Source organism: Curtobacterium sp. MCPF17_046 (genome assembly GCF_003224295.1).
GTDB lineage: Bacteria > Actinomycetota > Actinomycetes > Actinomycetales > Microbacteriaceae > Curtobacterium.
The window spans coordinates 108,280-123,933 of sequence record NZ_QKLB01000006.1 but is presented as its reverse complement, the minus strand read 5'-3'; the positions used below and the strand labels follow the sequence as shown (position 1 = coordinate 123,933).

The window sequence follows — 15,654 nt, the reverse complement described above, 5'->3', positions numbered from 1 at the left end:
GGCCGGGGCTACTCGACCTCGGACGCCGGGTCCTCGGCCTCGACACCGGTCTCGTCGAGACGGTCACGGAGGTGGTCGGCCATCACGCCGGCGCCCTCGTCGCCGTGGTCGTGCTGGACCTGCTCCACGAGGCCGTGCAGCTTGTCGTCGTTCGTCGCGTCGTTCGCACCGTCCATGATCGGCTCGGTCTGGACGCCGTTGTCACGCTCTCCTGCAGTCATGGTCGCGACGTTACGCCGCTCCGGCAGTGCCCTCACGGGGATGCCCCAGGTCCACGCGGTCAGAGCCGGAGGCGGGCGAACTCCGGGTCGACGTCGCCGTGACGGTGGGCCGTGACGATGACCGTCTGCTCGCGGAGGTAGTGCGCCATCTCGACGACACCGGCCTCGACGACGGGCGCGTCGTGGATGGCGGTCTCGATGCCGGCGCCGAGCGCTTCCTCGACCGCGAGGGGGTCCCCGCCGAGCAGCCGGATCCGGGAGCCCGGCCCGGCGAACGCGGTGTGCGGCCGCGGTTCGAAGCCCTGGGACAGCACGATGTCGATCGCGTCCTGCGGTTCGTCGGTGCCACCCGACCAGTCCTCGCGGAAGAGGGCACCAGACGCCGCCCGGGCGAGGAACTCCTCGTCCGTCTCCACCAGGTGGTCGACCACGTCGAGCGGTGACCGACGCCCGGCGAACAGCTGGGTCAGCGGGCCGGGCAGCGCGCGGGCGGTGCTGAGCAGGACGTGCGCGCGGGCGGCGGTCGCGGCGGCGAGGGTCCGGACGAGCTCACCCGTCCCGACGCCCTCGGACTGCCGGACGACCACGGACTGCGGGCGGTACCGGAGCACGTTCCGCTCGACCCGGAGGTCGGCGGTGTCGCGGGACCGGCCGAACCGTGTCTGCCGGGCCTCCGCGTCGCTCGTCGCACCGGCTCGGACCAGGTCGAACTCCTCGAACGACAGCCCGCTGCGGGCGGCCTCGATGAGCGCGGTGACCCGCGGCGGCAGGCCGTGCAGCTGGATGCTCTTGTGGACCGTGCGCGGGACGGGTGCCCAGTGACCGAGCACGGCGACGGACTCCGGTCCCCCGCGTGCGGCACCCGCACCGACCGCGGCACGCCCCCATCCCCCGGCCGGCTGTCGTCCGACGACCGGGTCCGTGGTCGGTCGGTTCACCACGAGGGAACCAGCGGCCACGCGGTCCGTCCACGCCGCGACCTCGTCGACGTCGAGCGTGTGCAGGGCCTCCACCAGGCCGTGTTCGGCGCCGCTCTGGATCGCGATCGCCTCGTCGAGGGTCTCGACGTGCACCACACCGAGCACGGGGACGGCCGCGGCGGTCTGCGCGAAGGCGCTGCCGGGACGGACGCCGACGCGGACGCCCGGCGACCAGAGCCGACCGGACTCGTCGAGGACGGTGGGCTCGACGAGCCACGACTCCCCCGGCGCGAGTTCGGTCAGCGCGGCGCGGGCGGCGCCGGTCGGTTCGACGAGGAGCGGTCCCACCTGTGCGGCGGGGTCCGTGGGCCAGGCGACCCGGAGCGCGCGGGTGGCGTCGGCGAGCTGTCGACGGAAGCGGTCGTCCTCGCCGACGGACCCGACCAGGACGACGAGCGACACCGCGCGGGCCGCCTGGCCGGACTGACCGAACGCCGAGGCGACCACGTCGCGCACCGCCTGGTCGACGTCCGCCGCCGGGGTCACCACGGCCGCGTTGACCGCTCCGGTGTCCGCGATCAGCGGGAGGCCCGCCCGCCACCAGCGGAAGGACCGGGCGGTGTCGGAGGAGCCGGTGAGCAGCACCCGGTCGACCGCGGGGTGGGCGACGAGGTCACGGCCGAGTTCGTCGACGTCGAGGTCGACGAGCTGCAGGAGCGAGTGCGGGACCCCGGCGTCCCAGAGCACGTCGGCGAGCACGGCGCCGGACCGCTTGGCGAGGGGGGACGGCTTCAGCACGACACCGCTGCCGGCCGCGAGCGCCGAGAGCACCCCGTCAGCGGGCGTCGCGACCGGGGAGTTCCACGGCGGGACGACCACGGTCAGACGCGGTGGGACGAAGACGGCGCCGGCGACGTCGGTCAGGTGCCGGGCACGGTCGGCAGCGTGGTGCGCTGCGTCGACCGCCGCGCTGACCTGCCGGTCGGCGTCGGTGAGGGTCATCGCGGTCTCGGCAACCACGACCTCGACCAGGGCTGCGCGACGGACCTCGAGCTGGTGGGCGACGAGGTCGAGCAGCTCGGCACGGTCCTGGGGGTCCTGCCGCCCCCAGTTGACGCCCGCCTGGGCGGTCCGGGCGATGGTCCGTTCGAGTCGCTGACGGTCGGTGACCCGGGCACCGCGGATCGTCGCGGTGCCGAGCTGCGACCGGGGCACCCGGCGGAGCAGGTCGGCCGCCCACTCCCGGTTCGCGGCGACGGTGGGGTCGGTGTCCGCTGCGGGTGGGTGCACGACGGTGATCGCGGGAGGACCGAGGGGCGCACGGCGGTCCTGCGTGCGGAGGGTCGTCGGCGCCGGGTCGTCGAGCGCGGCGACGGCGGTGGTGAAGCGCTCGCGTTCCCGTGCGGCCACAGCGTCGTCCGTGCCGATCGAGAACGCCGTCGAGGTCGCACCCTCGCGGAGCCGTCGGGCGAGGTACGGGATCGCGGCGTCGAACTCGTCGGGCTGCACGACCGGGGTGCTGACGATGACGGTCCCGAGGTCGGCCCGGACGGCGTCGAGGGCGGTGCCCGCCGTCCCGAGGAGCACCTCGACCTCGAGTGCGTCGCCCACCCCGCGGCGGTCGGCGAGCACCCGCGCGGCGGCGATCGCGAACAGGTCGTGTCCGGCGAGCGTCACCCGGACCGCGTCGGTGTGCTCGGGCGTCAGCGCCGCGTCGAGCAGGCGGAGGAGGGCGGTGTCCGTCGCCTGGCGCGTCGCGTACGTGGCCAGGGGACGGTCGTGCACGAGCGCGTCGGCCAGTCCGGACGCACCGCGTGCACCGGCGACGAGCCGGACCCGGACCGGTGCCCCACCACGGTGGCGCCGCGCCGTCGCCCACTCGGTCAACGAGGCGAGCACCCCGGCGCTGTCGGGGAGGTCGGCCGGCAGGGTGATCCCGGCGGTGGTGTGGGCGAACTCGTCCATGTCGAGCAGCTCGCGGAAGACCGCCGCGGTCAGGTCGAGGTCGCGCGGGTCACCGGTCCGGAACGTGATCGTGCTGTCGCCCGCGACGGCGGCGCGGAACACCGGGACGAGCCGTTCGACGGCCTGCTCGGTGGCGGTGTCGAGCGCCCACGGCGACGACGACGGCAGGACCTCGGACACCGCGAAGGACACGGCCGGCACGTCGGGACGACCGAGCAGGTCGGTGATCCAGCGGAGGCGGCGAGCACTCTCGTCCGGGCCGAGCACGGCCGGGCCGAGCGGGACGACGTCGAGGCGGCTGCCGGTCCCGGCGACCTTGGCGAGCGCCGACCCGAGCCGCGCGGGTGGCGCGTCGACCACCAGGTGCCCGGCGAGTCGTCGCAGCACACGTCGCGCGGACGGGATGACGGCCCACGGTGCCATGGTCGCGAACCCGCCGCCGACCGTGACCGCTCCGCGGAGGTACCAGGCGAGGAAGTCGGGGACGTCCCGGCTGGCCTTCTCGAGGTTCCGCGCCGCGACCTTCGGGTCGTCGGGGCGGATCACCTTGTCGATGAACCCGCGGGCGAAGTCGAGACCGCGGTCGTCGCGCAGGACCTCGGCGAGTCGGGCCGCCCCGGCGTCGGGCTTCGCGCCCCGAGAGGCGTCCAGCCACCGCCCGACGAGGGCGAGCGCGTCGTCGGTGCAGTCCTGGAGGCGTGCGGGCGGCATGCTCTCGATCGTAGGCCGCTCCCCCGACGTCTCCTCGGAGGCCGCCGTGTGCCGCCCAGGAGTAAGCCGGACGGATGATCCTCGGCCCCGACCGCCGCCGCCGTCGATACGCTGGCCCGATGGTGGAGCACGGCGTCGACGGCCACGACTGGGCCACGTGGGACGCGTTCCACGACGTCTGGCGCGGGCTCGACCGGGCGCTGGACCTGGCCGTGCAGCGCGGTGCGGGCATCTCCGTGCCCGAGTTCGAGATCCTCATCGGGCTGCACCGCGACCCCGAGCACCGACTGCGGGTCCGCGACGTGGCCGCCGGCATCGGGTGGGAGAAGTCGCGCGTCAGCCACCAGGTCACGCGCATGGTCGCCAGGGGACTCGTCGAGCGCGCCGACTGCCCGTCGGACGGCCGCGGCAGCTGGGTGGTCATGACCCCGGACGGCCGCCGGGCCGTCCTCGCCGGCATCCGCGCACACACCGGCGCCCTCGAGCAGCTGTTCTGGAGGCCCGTGGCGGCGGATGCGGAGACCCTCCGGTCGGTCTCGCACCGCGTCCTCGACGCGCTCGGTCCGGTCGACACCGACACCGACACCGAGGGCGGGGCCGACCCGGGAGACACCTGACCGTGCCCGGGACGGGCGTGGGAGGATGCCTCCGATCGACCTCGTGGGGGAGCAGATGGACACCGACGGTTCGCCGTCCGCGCGCGCGGCACTCGTGGCGGCGTTGGACATCGTCGACGCGGCCCCGTCCGAGCGCCTCGAACGCATCGTCCGCATCGCGCGCGACCTCTTCGCCGTGCCGATGTCGTACGTGAACCTGCTCGACGACGCGCTCCTGCACACGCTGACGCCGAACGTCCCGGGCGAGGCCACGACCGTGCCGCTCGAGTGGTCGTTCTGCCAGCTCACCGTGCAGCGGCCCGGGCCGACCGTCGTGCCCGACACCGCCGCCGATCCGCGCACCGCCGACCTGCCGGGCGTCACGAGCCGGGGCATCCGCTTCTACGCCGGTGTCCCCCTGACCATGCCGGGCGACGTCGCCATCGGGACCCTGTGCTTGATGGACGTCGAGCCGCGGGAGTTCAGCCCCCAGGACGAGGCGGCCCTCATCGACCTCGGTCACTGGACCGAGCGGGCCCTGGCCATGGGCCTCCAGCACGATCGACTGCTCGAAGTCGTCGAAGCCCTCGCTCCGCAGCCCCTGGACGTGCCGGGCTACCGTCTCGCCGGCATCAGCGTGCCGTACGGCGACCTCAGCGGCGACGTACACGACTGGACCGCGGGCGACGACGCCGTGACGTTCACCCTCGCCGACATCATGGGCAAGGAGCAGCCCGCGGCACTGCTCGCCGCCGGGCTCCGCGCAGCACTCCGGCAGCACGAGGACCTCTTGCCCGTCGCAGCCGTCGCCGCGATCGAGCCGCGGATCAGCGAGGACCTCAGCCGCGCCTCGGCCTTCGCGACGCTGTTCCACGCGCGCCTGACGCCGAGCACCGGCCGTCTGGACTTCGTCGACGCCGGACACGGCCTCGTGCTGCACCTGCGATCCGACGGCACGTCGGAGATCCGCCGGTCGCGGGACCTCCCGCTCGGCCTGCACCCGGGCGGCATCCCCTTCCGGGCCGGAGCGCTCGTCCTCGAGCCCGGGGACACGCTCGTCGTCACGAGTGACGGTGCGCTCGACCTGGGCGACGGGACCATCGACACGCTGACCGACATCGGACGGACCCTGCGGCGCGCGCCGGACACCGCCACGTTCCTCCAGACCGTGCGCCTCCGCGCCGCTGAGCACGCCGAGGACGACGTGACCGTGGCGGTGCTGGCGCGCGACGCCGCCGGCTGAGCGCGAGCAGGGCGACGCGGACGGAAGGCGGTGTCGGTACCTGCCCACAGGTACCGACACCGTTGGCTCGTGCGCCTGACCCGAACAGGAACATCGAACTGCGGACGAGCCTGCCGGGTACCACCGACATCGGTGGTGTGCCGACGCGTCAGCGGGCTCCGCCTGCGAGCAGCACCGCGACCGACGCCGCCACCGCGTCGGCACTGGCGTGGTCGTCCGCCGTGATCGTCACGACCGCGCCCACGGCCTCGTCGAACAGCAGCAGCTGCCCGTTCGCCCCGTGCATCCGCCACAGCCGGCCCGGGCCGTCCCACCCGGCGAGCGCGTACCGCTCGTACGCCGGGCTCCGTCCGGCGGCGACCCAGTCGCCGTGCATCGCCGCGACCCACTCCGGCGCGACGAGCTGCCGGTCCGCGACCCTGCCGCCGTCCCGGACGAGCCGACCCAGACGTGCGACCTCCGCCGTCCGGAGCAGGAGTCCGCCTCCGCTCGCGATGTGGCCGTTCGGGCAGCGCTCCCACTCCGCGTCGTCGATGCCGAGCGGGGTGAGCAGCCGTTCCTGCACGAAGCGGCCGACGTCGCCGACCCGGGCCCCGAGGACCCGCATGGCCGTGTAGGTGCTGGCGTTCGAGTACTGGAACACCCGCCCGCGTGAGGGTCGGCCGAGGAACTCGCGCGCCAGGTCCGGCCAGTCGGTCAGCAGGGTCGGCGACCACGGCAGGTCGACGCCGCTCGTCATGGTCAGCAGGTGGCGCAGGGTGACCGCGTCGGTACCCGCTCCGAAGTCCACGTCGGTGAGGGACGCCGACACCGGCGCGTCCGGGTCGATCGCCCCGTCAGCGACGGCGATGCCGGTCGCGAGGACGCAGACGCCCTTGGCGATGGACTGCACGTCCTCCCGCACGTCGGGCGTCCAGCGGTGCTCGGCGGCGTCGTCGCCCACGAGCACGTGCAGACCGTGCGCTCGGAAACCGGTCCGGGCGACCTCGGCCACGACGGCGTCGCGGACGGTCTCGGCGCGTGTCATCCGGCCATCCTCGCGCCTCGGCGGCCGGGAGACGAGTTCGCGGGCAGCCGCCAGTAGTCTGTGCGATCGGACAGTGTTCGGGAAGCGACGAGGAGACCACCACATGTCAGTCGGACTGCTCGCCGTCGTGGACGACATCCTCAGCGCGGCCCTCAAGGCCAGCGCGAAGACCGCGGGTGTCGTGATCGACGACGCCGCCGTCACCCCGCAGTACGTGCAGGGCCTCCAGCCGGCCCGGGAGCTGCCGGTGGTCGGACGGATCGCCCTCGGCAGCCTGTTCAACAAGTTCGTCATCATCATCCCGCTGGCGCTCCTGCTGTCGGCGTTCGCGCCGTGGGTGCTGCCGTGGCTGCTCGTCATCGGCGGCACGTACCTGTGCTTCGAGGGTGCCGAGAAGGTCACCGAGTGGTTCGGCGTCCACCACGAGGCCAGCAGCGACACCACGGTCTCCGAACCGAAGCTCGTGTTCGGGGCCATCCGCACCGACCTCATCCTGAGCACCGAGATCATGCTCATCGGCCTGGCGAGCCTGGACCCGGACCTCGGCTTCTGGCCGACGCTCGGTGCCCTGGCGGTCATCGGTCTCGGCATGACCCTGATCGTCTACGGCGCCGTCGCGCTCCTGGTCAAGGTCGACGACATCGGCCTGCAGATGATGAAGAACCCGTCGCGCGGCACCCGGCGCACGGGCGCTCGCATCGTCAGCGCGATGCCCGCGGTCTTCCGGTTCATCAGCATCGTCGGGACCGTGGCGATGCTCTGGGTCGGTGGGCACCTGGTCATCGCCAACATGGCGGAGACGTTCTGGGCGGGCCCGTACGAGCTGCTGCACCACGTCGAGCACGCGGTCGAGGCCGCCGGACCCGTCGTCACGTGGATCGTCGACACCGCGATCTCGGCCGTCGCGGGCCTCGTGCTCGGCATGGTCGTCGTCGGGATCGTGCTCGGGATCGGCCGGCTGCGGGGGCGCACGCACTGACGCTGCGCCCTCCGGATGCCGACGGATCATCCACGCAACGAGCCCGCACAGCGGCGGTCGTCGGTGCGACGTCCGGACGGGGTTACGCTTCCGCCACCCCGAATCCGCGTGGCCCCGTCTCCGCCCGGGTGACAGCGACGTCACCCGGAGGCCGACGGGTGCTGCACATCTGCAAGGAAGCAGGTCCCGGTGAACCCCTTCGCCCCAGCGCCCCTCGGACGGGCCCGAACCAGCAGACGCGTCATCGGCGCGACGGTGGCCGTGAGCGCAGCGGTGCTCGGCGTCGTCGCCACGACGCAGACGGCCGTCGCCGCACCGCACAGCCACGCTCCGGCGGGCGACCTCGGCCCGAACGTGCTCGTCTTCTCCCCGGACATGCCGCAGGCGGACATCCAGGCGAAGGTCGACGCCGTCTACGACCAGCAGGTCGACAACGAGATGGGGACGTCCCGGTACGCGCTGCTGTTCGAGCCCGGCACCTACGGCTCGGCCACGAACCCGCTCGACATCCGCGTCGGGTACTACACGGAGGTCGACGGCCTCGGGCAGGACCCGAGCGGCGTCACCATCAACGGCGGGGTCACCGCGACGGGCCGCAACGGCAGCGGCTCACTCGACACGTTCTGGCGGTCGGTGTCGAACCTGACCGTCCACGTCGTGCCGACCGCTGACGCATGCCACACGGGGAGCGAGATGTGGGCGGTGTCGCAGGCCGCGCCGATGCGCCGGGTGGACGTGAAGGACCACACGACGTTCATGCCGTACTGCGAGGACCCGAACTACGCCAGCGGCGGGTTCGTCGCCGACTCGAAGCTCGAGGGCGGCGCGCTGAACGGGTCGCAGCAGCAGTTCTACGTGCGCAACACCGACCTCGGTGCCGGATGGTCGAACGGGGTCTGGAACCAGGTGTTCTCCGGCGACCTCAACGCCCCGGCACAGTCCTTCCCGGTGCCGCCGTACACGACACTGACGGCGACGCCGGTCTCCCGCGAGAAGCCGTACCTGTACGTCGACGGCCGCGGCGCCTACCGCGTGTTCGTGCCGCGCGCCGTGACCGACTCGGTCGGCCCGAGTTGGGCGAACGGGCACACGCCCGGCCGGTCGTTGCCCCTCAGCGACTTCTTCGTCGCGCATCCCTCGGACTCGGTCGCGAAGATCAACGCCGCCCTCGCGAAGGGGAAGAACCTGCTCGTCACGCCGGGCGTCTACGACGTCGCGAAGAGCATCTCCGTGAAGCGCGCCGACACCGTCGTGCTCGGACTCGGCCTGGCCACCCTCACCGCGCAGCACGGCGCGGTCCCGATGGTCGTCGGCGACGTGCGGGGCGTCGACATCGCCGGGCTCACCTTCGACGCCGGCACCGTCAACTCGCCGACGCTGCTCAGGATCGGCAGCGGCCACCACAAGGGCGACCGGCACCGGTCCACCGCCGGCAGCGCAGCCGACCCGACCGCCCTGCAGGACGTCTTCTTCCGCATCGGCGGCCCGCACGTCGGCAAGGCGACGACGAGCCTCGAGGTCAACAGCGACCACACGATCCTCGACGACATCTGGGCATGGCGGGCCGACCACGGGGTCGCCGGCTCGGTCGGCTGGACCGTCAACACCGCGGACACCGGGGTCGTCGTGAACGGCGACGACGTGACCGCGACCGGCCTCTTCGTCGAGCACTACCAGAAGTACAACGTGATCTGGAACGGGGAGCGCGGTCGCACCGTCTTCTTCCAGAACGAGCTGCCCTACGACGCACCGGACCAGGCGTCGTGGCGACACCAGAAGACCGATGGATGGGCGGCGTACAAGGTGTCCGACCACGTCCGGACGCACGAAGCATGGGGCCTCGGGAGCTACATCTTCACGAACGTGGACCCGACGCTCCACGCGACGCAGTCCTTCGAGGTCCCGGACCGACCGGGCGTGGTCATGCACGACCTCACGACGGTCGCGCTCAACGCGGATGCGGGGACGATCGACCACGTCATCAACGGCCGGGGTTCCGCCGCGACGGGAGCCGTGTCCGGGCAACCGCAGACCGTGACGCGCTACTCGAACGGGGCCGTCGAGTAGGAGCCGCGCTGCCTGCCCCGGCGCCTCAGGGCGGAGCGGCGACCGTGCGGTCGTACGGACGGAACAGGCCGTCCCGCTGGGATGCGGGACGGCCTGTCTCGATCCGGTCCACCATCTCCGGAGTCGCACGCGTGACGTGCTGGTGCGCGCACCCGGCCGGAGCCGGGGCGCGGTGTCGCTCGACTAGTTCGAGCGGCCGTTGCCGTCGCGGCGGTCGTCGTCGTCGTGCTCCGGCTTGCGGACGCCGGCCTTCGCGATGCCACGGCTGAGGATGTATGCCATCGTCACGAGCGCGACGTAGAGCCAGGCCTGGTCGGCGCCGAAGCCGGTGTGGCCCTCGTCCGCGTTGTCGACGACGGCGGACGCGATGAGGATCGCGAGCGAGACGACGATCCACGCGTAGAACTCCGTGGTCTTCAGGGCGGACTTGGTCTCGTTCCAGGTGCGGCGCACGACGTTGTCGTGGCGCGCGGTGTTCCCTGTCGTGTTCGACATGGTGTCTCCTTCGTGTTCAGTGCCACCGGGCGTCCGGTGGCCGCGTGATCTCGACACTCCTCCAACCGCGCTGATTACTCACCCAGTTTCGTACTTCGCAGAATACGCACTCTGCTTGCTTCCGCCTCTGAGGAGGAGCAGCATCATCGAGAGCCGAAGGACGAGGTCCGATCTGATGCCGAACGAGGACAACGCACGCAACGCCCACCGTTCCGGAGCAGAGGAGCCCCGCAGCGCGGCGGGAGCGGCCGCCATCGAAGCCCTGCAGGCACTGAGTGACAGCGTGCACGACGCCGACGAGCAGGCCCTGCGGGCGTTGCAGATGCGTCCCGTCGACGCGGTGGCCCTGCTGCACCTGGTGGAGGCCGGGCGCACGGAGCGGTTCCTCAGCCCTACGGAACTGGCGGCGAAACTCCGCCTGACCACGGCCGGCGTCACGAAGCTGGTGGACCGGTTGAGCGGCGCTGACCGGGTCGAGCGACGACCGAACCCGCGCGACCGTCGCAGTGTCGTGCTGGTGCCGACCGAGAGCGCGACCGCCGACCTCACCCGGGCGTACGGGCACATCCACACGCCGTTGATCACCGTCATCGACGAGCTCTCCGACGACGAGGCCGCCGTGGTCACCCGGTTCGCCTCCCGCTTCGCGGACGCGATCCGCCGGGCCGGCGAGCGCGACGACGCGAGATCCGACGGCTGAACCGCTCCGCCGGGTGTCGACTCGTGGGCGCCGCCCGCTGACGGCGCTGACCGACGCGGTCGGGGCCACCCCAGGAGTCGCGGGGACGCGGTCGGGCTGCTGCTGGTCACGAGGAGTGACGACGGCGGCGGAGCGCGATCGTGGCCACTCCCGCCGTCAGCAGGAGCGCCGCTGCGATCAGCGCCGACCGGACGGACGCACCCGTGAAGGCCAGGGCCTGCCCGCCGGTCCCGCCGGTCCCGCTGGTCCCGCTGGTTCCGCTGGTACCGGCCGGGCTGGACCCGTCGGGCGAGAGCGCGCCGGGCGCTGCCTCGTTGCCGCCGCCCTGCCCGGGCGCGCCGTCGTCCTGACCGGCGTCCCCGCCTCCCGGAGCCCCGCCGCCGACCGGCGGATCGACCCGCTCGGTGGTGACGACGGCTGCCGAGACGTCGGCACCGAGTCCGGAACGGTCCGTGAAGTGGACGGCCGTGACGGACCGGTCGGCACCCGTGGTGCGCTGCTCGTTGAGGACGAGCGTGCCCGCGCCTCCCGGCACCGCGATCCGGGTGTCCGCTGCGACCGGACCGGCCGGGATCGTCGTGCCGGCGATCCGACCGCCGCCGGTGGTCACCGTGGTGGCCGTCCCGGTGACCGTGACCTGCACGTCGCGCAGTTCACCCGCAAGGCGGGTGCCGGGGAAGAGCACGACCCGATCGAGTCGCACCGCACCGCGGTCCTGTGCGGACCGGACGGAGGCCCCGGTCACCCGGAGCTGCCCGGCACCACCGTCGCCGACCACGTCCGCGCGGGCCGTGACCGGACCACCGGAGGCAGCCGGTGCCGCGAGGGGTTGCGCGCCGACGTCACTGGCTCCCGTGCTCCGGAGCCCGTAGGCGTACCAACGTCCGGGTGCCGGGTCGTCGGTGCCGGGAGCCGGTGCGGGCGCCCCGTCGCCGTCGCCGTCGCCGTCGCCGGGGTCACCGCCCGCGGTCGAGGCGATGGTGACCTGGCCGAGTCGGACCTCCGGGTACGTGCCGGTCAGGTCCTCGTAGTGCAGGGCGGTGAGCGTGACGGTGCCGTCGGCGTTCTCGACCCGCTCCCCGACGTGCACGCGGACCCGCTCGTCCCCGTCCCCGTCGAGGCCGGTGTACAGATCGGTGGCGGTGTTGATCCAGACGCCGTTGACGAACACGGCGTTCGCCTCGTCGTCGAACGTGACGTCCATCGTGCCGCCCGCCGTGACCTCGGCGTGCAGCCCGTTCACCTTGAGGGCGGGCCACCGGTACTCGGCGACGGGGTCGTCGCCCTCGCCCGGGACCTGTTCGTAGTGTCCGACCGAGAGGGTGGCGGTGTCGCCCGTCGCGCCGATCGTCGCCGTCACGTCCGTGGCACGGGCGGGGTAGCCGTCCAGGGCTCCGATCCGCTCGGCTGACCGTCGGTCGCCGGCTGCGGTCACCCGCGGCTGCGGGCTGACCAGGGTGCTGCCGTCCGCGGCCGTGACACCGACGCCCCACGCCTCGGTGACCCGCGCCTCGGGAGCGGGACTCGCGGCGGGTGGCGGGAGGGTGACGATCCCGAGTGCGACCTCCGGGTGGGTGCCGGTGAGGTCCGTGTAGTGCAGGGCGGTGAGGGTCGTGCTGCCGTCGGGGTTGACGACGCGCTCCCCGAAGCGCATCCGCACCCGCTCCTCCCCCTCGGCGTCGACCCCGGTGTACAGGTCGGTGGCGGTGTTGATCCAGACGCCGTTGACGAAGACCGCGCTCGACTCGTCGTCGAACCCGACCGTCATCGTGCCCTCGGGCGTGACGTGTGCGTGCAGGCCGTACACGCGCAGCGCCGGCCAGCGGTACGCGGCGACGGGGTCGGTCGCGGCGTCGGGGATCTGCTCGAACGAGTCGATGCCGATGTCCGAGGTGCCCTCGGCCGTCGTCGTGACGGTGACACCGCGGCCTGTGGACGGGGATCCGTCGGCCGCTGCGACCCGCTCCGCGGTGCGGGTACCGGTCCCGGTCAGTGCCGGCTGGCCGTCGACGAGGACGGTGCCGTCCACGGCGGTGACGCTGACCCCGGAGACGGACCGGGCGCGTGTCGCGTCGTCCGGGTCAGCGGTCGGCGGAGCGCTCGGTTCCGGTGACGGGGCGGGTGTCGGAGCAGGCGCCGGTTCCGGTGACGGGGCAGGTGTCGGCGTCGGCGTCGGCCAGCTGGTCGCCGGTGCGCAGGACACGGAGCCGGCCCGGACGCGCGAGATCTCGGAGGCACCCGAGTCGCCGTCGATCCGCAGACCGACGGTCGTCGCCGTCCCGTCCGCGCTGGTCGTGGTCGTCCCCACCAGGACCCGCGTCGGGCCGTACCGGGAGTCCGGCAGGTCGGTGCTCCACCCGGGTCGGGCGGTCGCCTCCGCGGTGACGTCGGTGCCACCGATCGACAGGCTGCCGAGGGTGACGACCGGATCGGCACCCGGGGTGCAGGCGACCCGGAGGTCCCGGAAGGTCACCGCCGGGCGGTCACGGAGCGTGAACGTCCCCGACTCGATCGTCGACACGGCGCCGTCCGGTCCTGCCGTCGTCCGCAGCCCGGTCGTCTGGGTCGTGTTGAGCTTCAGGACGTCCGTCGTCCCGTCGGCACGGGCCTCCACGGCTTCGCCGGAACGCCACTCGACGGCGGGCGTCGGACGGGTGAGCGTGCCGCCGTCGATGTCGACGACCTCGACACCGGACGCCTTCGCGAGCGGTGCCCCGTCGGCGGCGAGCGCCGGGGCGGCGAGCGCCGGGGTGGCGATCCCGAGTCCGAGGAGCATCGTCGCGGCGAGCGCGACGGCGGCCCTCGTGCTGGTCCTGCTGCGGGTGCTGGTGCGTGCGGTCATCGGTCGTCCTCCTTGCCGAAGCCCTCGATGAAGGCGCGTCCGTCGGGCACACCGACGCCGGTCACGTCGTCCCAGCCGGGGGCGGACTGCAGGCTCTGCGGCTTCGTGTCCCAGACGAAGACGGTCTCCGGCCAGAGGGCTCCGGCGTCGGGGCCCTTCGGTGACCAGGTGGCCGCCGACGCGGGCGTGACGTCACGGATCGCGTCGGTGCCGAGCAGGTCGTACAGCGCCGGGGTGGCGAGCCCGACCTCGACTCCGGTCGCGGCCTTCGCGAGCGCGACCATCGAGGCGACCATCGGCGTCGCGAGGCTCGTCCCGCCATGTGTGGCGTACTCGACGCGGCCGTTGTGCGGGCCGTGGACGACGAACCCGGTGTTCGGGTCGCCGATCGAGGCGACGTCCGGGACGAGGCGCCCCGTCCCCGGCTCGTCGAGCAGCTGACGCTGCCACGTCGGACGGTCGTACACGTCGGACTCCCCACCGCCGGCGCCGTACGCGAAGCCGGGCGGGATCAGGGCACCGTTGCCGGCGAACCGGGTCTCGGTCTCCCACCCGGCCTCGACCGCGACGGACCCGTCGGCGGCCAGACCGGTGCTCGTCGCGCCGACGGCGGTGATGTACGGGCTCGAGGCCGGGGACGTCACGTCAGCACCTTCGTCGTGGTCGCCGAAGTCGCTGTGGTCGCCGTCGTTGCCCGAGGACGCGAAGACGGAGATGCCCCGCGACGCCGCCTCGACGAGCACCCGGTTCAGGAGCTCGCGGTCGTCAGCACTGTCGAGGTCCTCGGTCGACCCGAAGGACAGGCTGATGACGTCGGCCTGGTCGTCCTCGACGACGTCGAGGATCCGTGTGAAGAGCGCTGTGGTGCTGCAGTCGTCGGCACCCCAGTAGGCGACGGAGGCATCGGGCGCCATCGCGTGGACCGCCTGCACGTCCAGGTGCTGCTCCTCGGTCCAGCTCTGCGGGCCGCCGCACCGGTCCACGTCGGGCGAGGCCGGTGCGTGGTGCTGGTACTGCCCGCTGCGGAACGGCTGGGCGCCGGCCGCGCGGAAGTACGTGTTCGTGTTCGCTTCCACGTCCGGGTCGTCGTACGCGGCGACGATCGCGATCCGTGCACCCTCGCCGGTGTACTCCGCCGGGACGTGGTGGATCTCGCGGAGCTGCTGCGGCTGGTACCCGCACAGGGCGTTCGAGCGGTGGGTGACGTCCACCGAGGCGGGCCACGCATCGGTCACCCGCTCACCCCAGTAGGCGGCGCACTGGCCGTCGTCCGCCAGGACCGGAGGCCGGGCGTCCGTCTCGCCCGGACCGGGAGTCGGATCGTCGGTCGGACCGGCGACGGTCGGTCGCATCCCGTCGGCGTCGACGACACCGGCCACGCCGACGACGGCGTCGAGCGCACGCGGCACCGAGAGGGCACGGTCCGGTGCGACCGCGGTCGCACCGGCGGTGGTCCAGGAGGCGAAGGACGTCCCGAACGCGTCGCCGACGCGGTCGGCCGGACCGGAGACCGGCAGGACCGCGACCGACTCGCGCAGGTCGTCGACCTGGAGGCCCGCCCCGCGCAGCCACGCGGCCACGTCCGGCGCGGCGTCGGTGCGCGCGGGATCGAGGAGGACGGAGAAGTGCAGGGTGTCGGTGGTCACCGGGGCACCACGCTCGGCGTGGGCGACCCAGATCGGGACGGAGTCGGAGAGGGTCCGCGTGTCCGCGGCTGGTGGTGCGGGGCGCGCGAGGAGCGCGCCGGGGACGAGCACGGCGAGCGCGAGCGCACCGATGACGAGACGGGTCTGCATGGGGGTCCTGGTCAGGTGGGAGACGGGAGCGCAGCGCGGCGCGCTGCTCCGGGAACCTTACATGCACATGAGAATCATCATCGTCTACTCGG

At 73.2% G+C, this 15,654-nt stretch carries 11 protein-coding genes; 5 read left to right on the top strand and 6 right to left on the bottom strand.

Going from position 1 to position 15,654, the window contains the following annotated elements:
• Window positions 1–8: 8 nt before the first annotated feature.
• Complete coding sequence (locus tag DEJ32_RS07680) at window positions 9–221, bottom strand: hypothetical protein (RefSeq protein ID WP_110825686.1); 213 nt, start codon at window positions 219–221, stop codon at window positions 9–11.
• 59 nt (window positions 222–280) lie between these two features.
• Window positions 281–3,817: a proline dehydrogenase family protein gene (locus DEJ32_RS07675; RefSeq protein WP_110900838.1), complete on the bottom strand. Its 3,537-nt coding sequence runs from the start codon at window positions 3,815–3,817 to the stop codon at window positions 281–283.
• Between the two features lie 119 nt (window positions 3,818–3,936).
• Here DEJ32_RS07675 and DEJ32_RS07670 point away from each other — a divergent pair, with 119 nt between their 5' ends.
• Together DEJ32_RS07670 and DEJ32_RS07665 are read left to right on the top strand one after the other, a co-directional pair.
• Entirely contained in the window at window positions 3,937–4,434 is a 498-nt protein-coding gene (locus DEJ32_RS07670) for a MarR family winged helix-turn-helix transcriptional regulator (RefSeq protein ID WP_181420616.1), read from the top strand.
• Window positions 4,435–4,459: 25 nt separating this feature from the next.
• The gene (locus tag DEJ32_RS07665) at window positions 4,460–5,656 is read left to right on the top strand and encodes a PP2C family protein-serine/threonine phosphatase (RefSeq protein WP_181420615.1); all 1,197 of its coding nucleotides are present in this window, start codon (window positions 4,460–4,462) and stop codon (window positions 5,654–5,656) included.
• A 148-nt stretch (window positions 5,657–5,804) separates the two neighbouring features.
• Here DEJ32_RS07665 and DEJ32_RS07660 read toward each other — a convergent pair whose 3' ends face one another.
• Window positions 5,805–6,683, bottom strand: a complete 879-nt coding sequence (locus DEJ32_RS07660; protein WP_110900835.1) for a serine hydrolase — start codon at window positions 6,681–6,683, stop codon at window positions 5,805–5,807.
• Between the two features lie 103 nt (window positions 6,684–6,786).
• Here DEJ32_RS07660 and DEJ32_RS07655 point away from each other — a divergent pair, with 103 nt between their 5' ends.
• The gene (locus DEJ32_RS07655; protein ID WP_110825691.1) at window positions 6,787–7,662 is read left to right on the top strand and encodes a DUF808 domain-containing protein; all 876 of its coding nucleotides are present in this window, start codon (window positions 6,787–6,789) and stop codon (window positions 7,660–7,662) included.
• A gap of 261 nt (window positions 7,663–7,923) precedes the next feature.
• Entirely contained in the window at window positions 7,924–9,729 is a 1,806-nt protein-coding gene (locus tag DEJ32_RS07650; RefSeq protein ID WP_258368929.1) for an adenylyl cyclase, read from the top strand.
• 183 nt (window positions 9,730–9,912) lie between these two features.
• Here DEJ32_RS07650 and DEJ32_RS07645 read toward each other — a convergent pair whose 3' ends face one another.
• Window positions 9,913–10,224, bottom strand: a complete 312-nt coding sequence (locus DEJ32_RS07645; protein ID WP_110858041.1) for a hypothetical protein — start codon at window positions 10,222–10,224, stop codon at window positions 9,913–9,915.
• Between the two features lie 175 nt (window positions 10,225–10,399).
• Here DEJ32_RS07645 and DEJ32_RS07640 point away from each other — a divergent pair, with 175 nt between their 5' ends.
• The gene (locus DEJ32_RS07640) at window positions 10,400–10,924 is read left to right on the top strand and encodes a MarR family winged helix-turn-helix transcriptional regulator (protein ID WP_181420614.1); all 525 of its coding nucleotides are present in this window, start codon (window positions 10,400–10,402) and stop codon (window positions 10,922–10,924) included.
• Window positions 10,925–11,030: 106 nt separating this feature from the next.
• Here DEJ32_RS07640 and DEJ32_RS07635 read toward each other — a convergent pair whose 3' ends face one another.
• Window positions 11,031–13,766: a hypothetical protein gene (locus DEJ32_RS07635; RefSeq protein WP_110900832.1), complete on the bottom strand. Its 2,736-nt coding sequence runs from the start codon at window positions 13,764–13,766 to the stop codon at window positions 11,031–11,033.
• A complete protein-coding gene (locus DEJ32_RS07630; RefSeq protein WP_110900831.1) occupies window positions 13,763–15,562 on the bottom strand; it encodes a S8 family serine peptidase in 1,800 nt (599 codons plus the stop codon). The genes DEJ32_RS07635 and DEJ32_RS07630 overlap by 4 nt, the downstream gene beginning before the upstream one ends.
• Window positions 15,563–15,654: the final 92 nt, after the last annotated feature.

Bases quoted from the DNA above. Each gene is read 5' to 3' on its own strand.
- DEJ32_RS07680 (WP_110825686.1), bottom strand. From the start codon at position 221: ATGACTGCAGGAGAGCGTGACAACGGCGTCCAGACCGAGCCGATCATG.
- DEJ32_RS07675 (WP_110900838.1), bottom strand. From the start codon at position 3,817: ATGCCGCCCGCACGCCTCCAGGACTGCACCGACGACGCGCTCGCCCTC.
- DEJ32_RS07670 (WP_181420616.1), top strand. From the start codon at position 3,937: ATGGTGGAGCACGGCGTCGACGGCCACGACTGGGCCACGTGGGACGCG.
- DEJ32_RS07665 (WP_181420615.1), top strand. From the start codon at position 4,460: ATGCCTCCGATCGACCTCGTGGGGGAGCAGATGGACACCGACGGTTCG.
- DEJ32_RS07660 (WP_110900835.1), bottom strand. From the start codon at position 6,683: ATGACACGCGCCGAGACCGTCCGCGACGCCGTCGTGGCCGAGGTCGCC.
- DEJ32_RS07655 (WP_110825691.1), top strand. From the start codon at position 6,787: ATGTCAGTCGGACTGCTCGCCGTCGTGGACGACATCCTCAGCGCGGCC.
- DEJ32_RS07645 (WP_110858041.1), bottom strand. From the start codon at position 10,224: ATGTCGAACACGACAGGGAACACCGCGCGCCACGACAACGTCGTGCGC.
- DEJ32_RS07640 (WP_181420614.1), top strand. From the start codon at position 10,400: ATGCCGAACGAGGACAACGCACGCAACGCCCACCGTTCCGGAGCAGAG.
- DEJ32_RS07635 (WP_110900832.1), bottom strand. From the start codon at position 13,766: ATGACCGCACGCACCAGCACCCGCAGCAGGACCAGCACGAGGGCCGCC.
- DEJ32_RS07630 (WP_110900831.1), bottom strand. From the start codon at position 15,562: ATGCAGACCCGTCTCGTCATCGGTGCGCTCGCGCTCGCCGTGCTCGTC.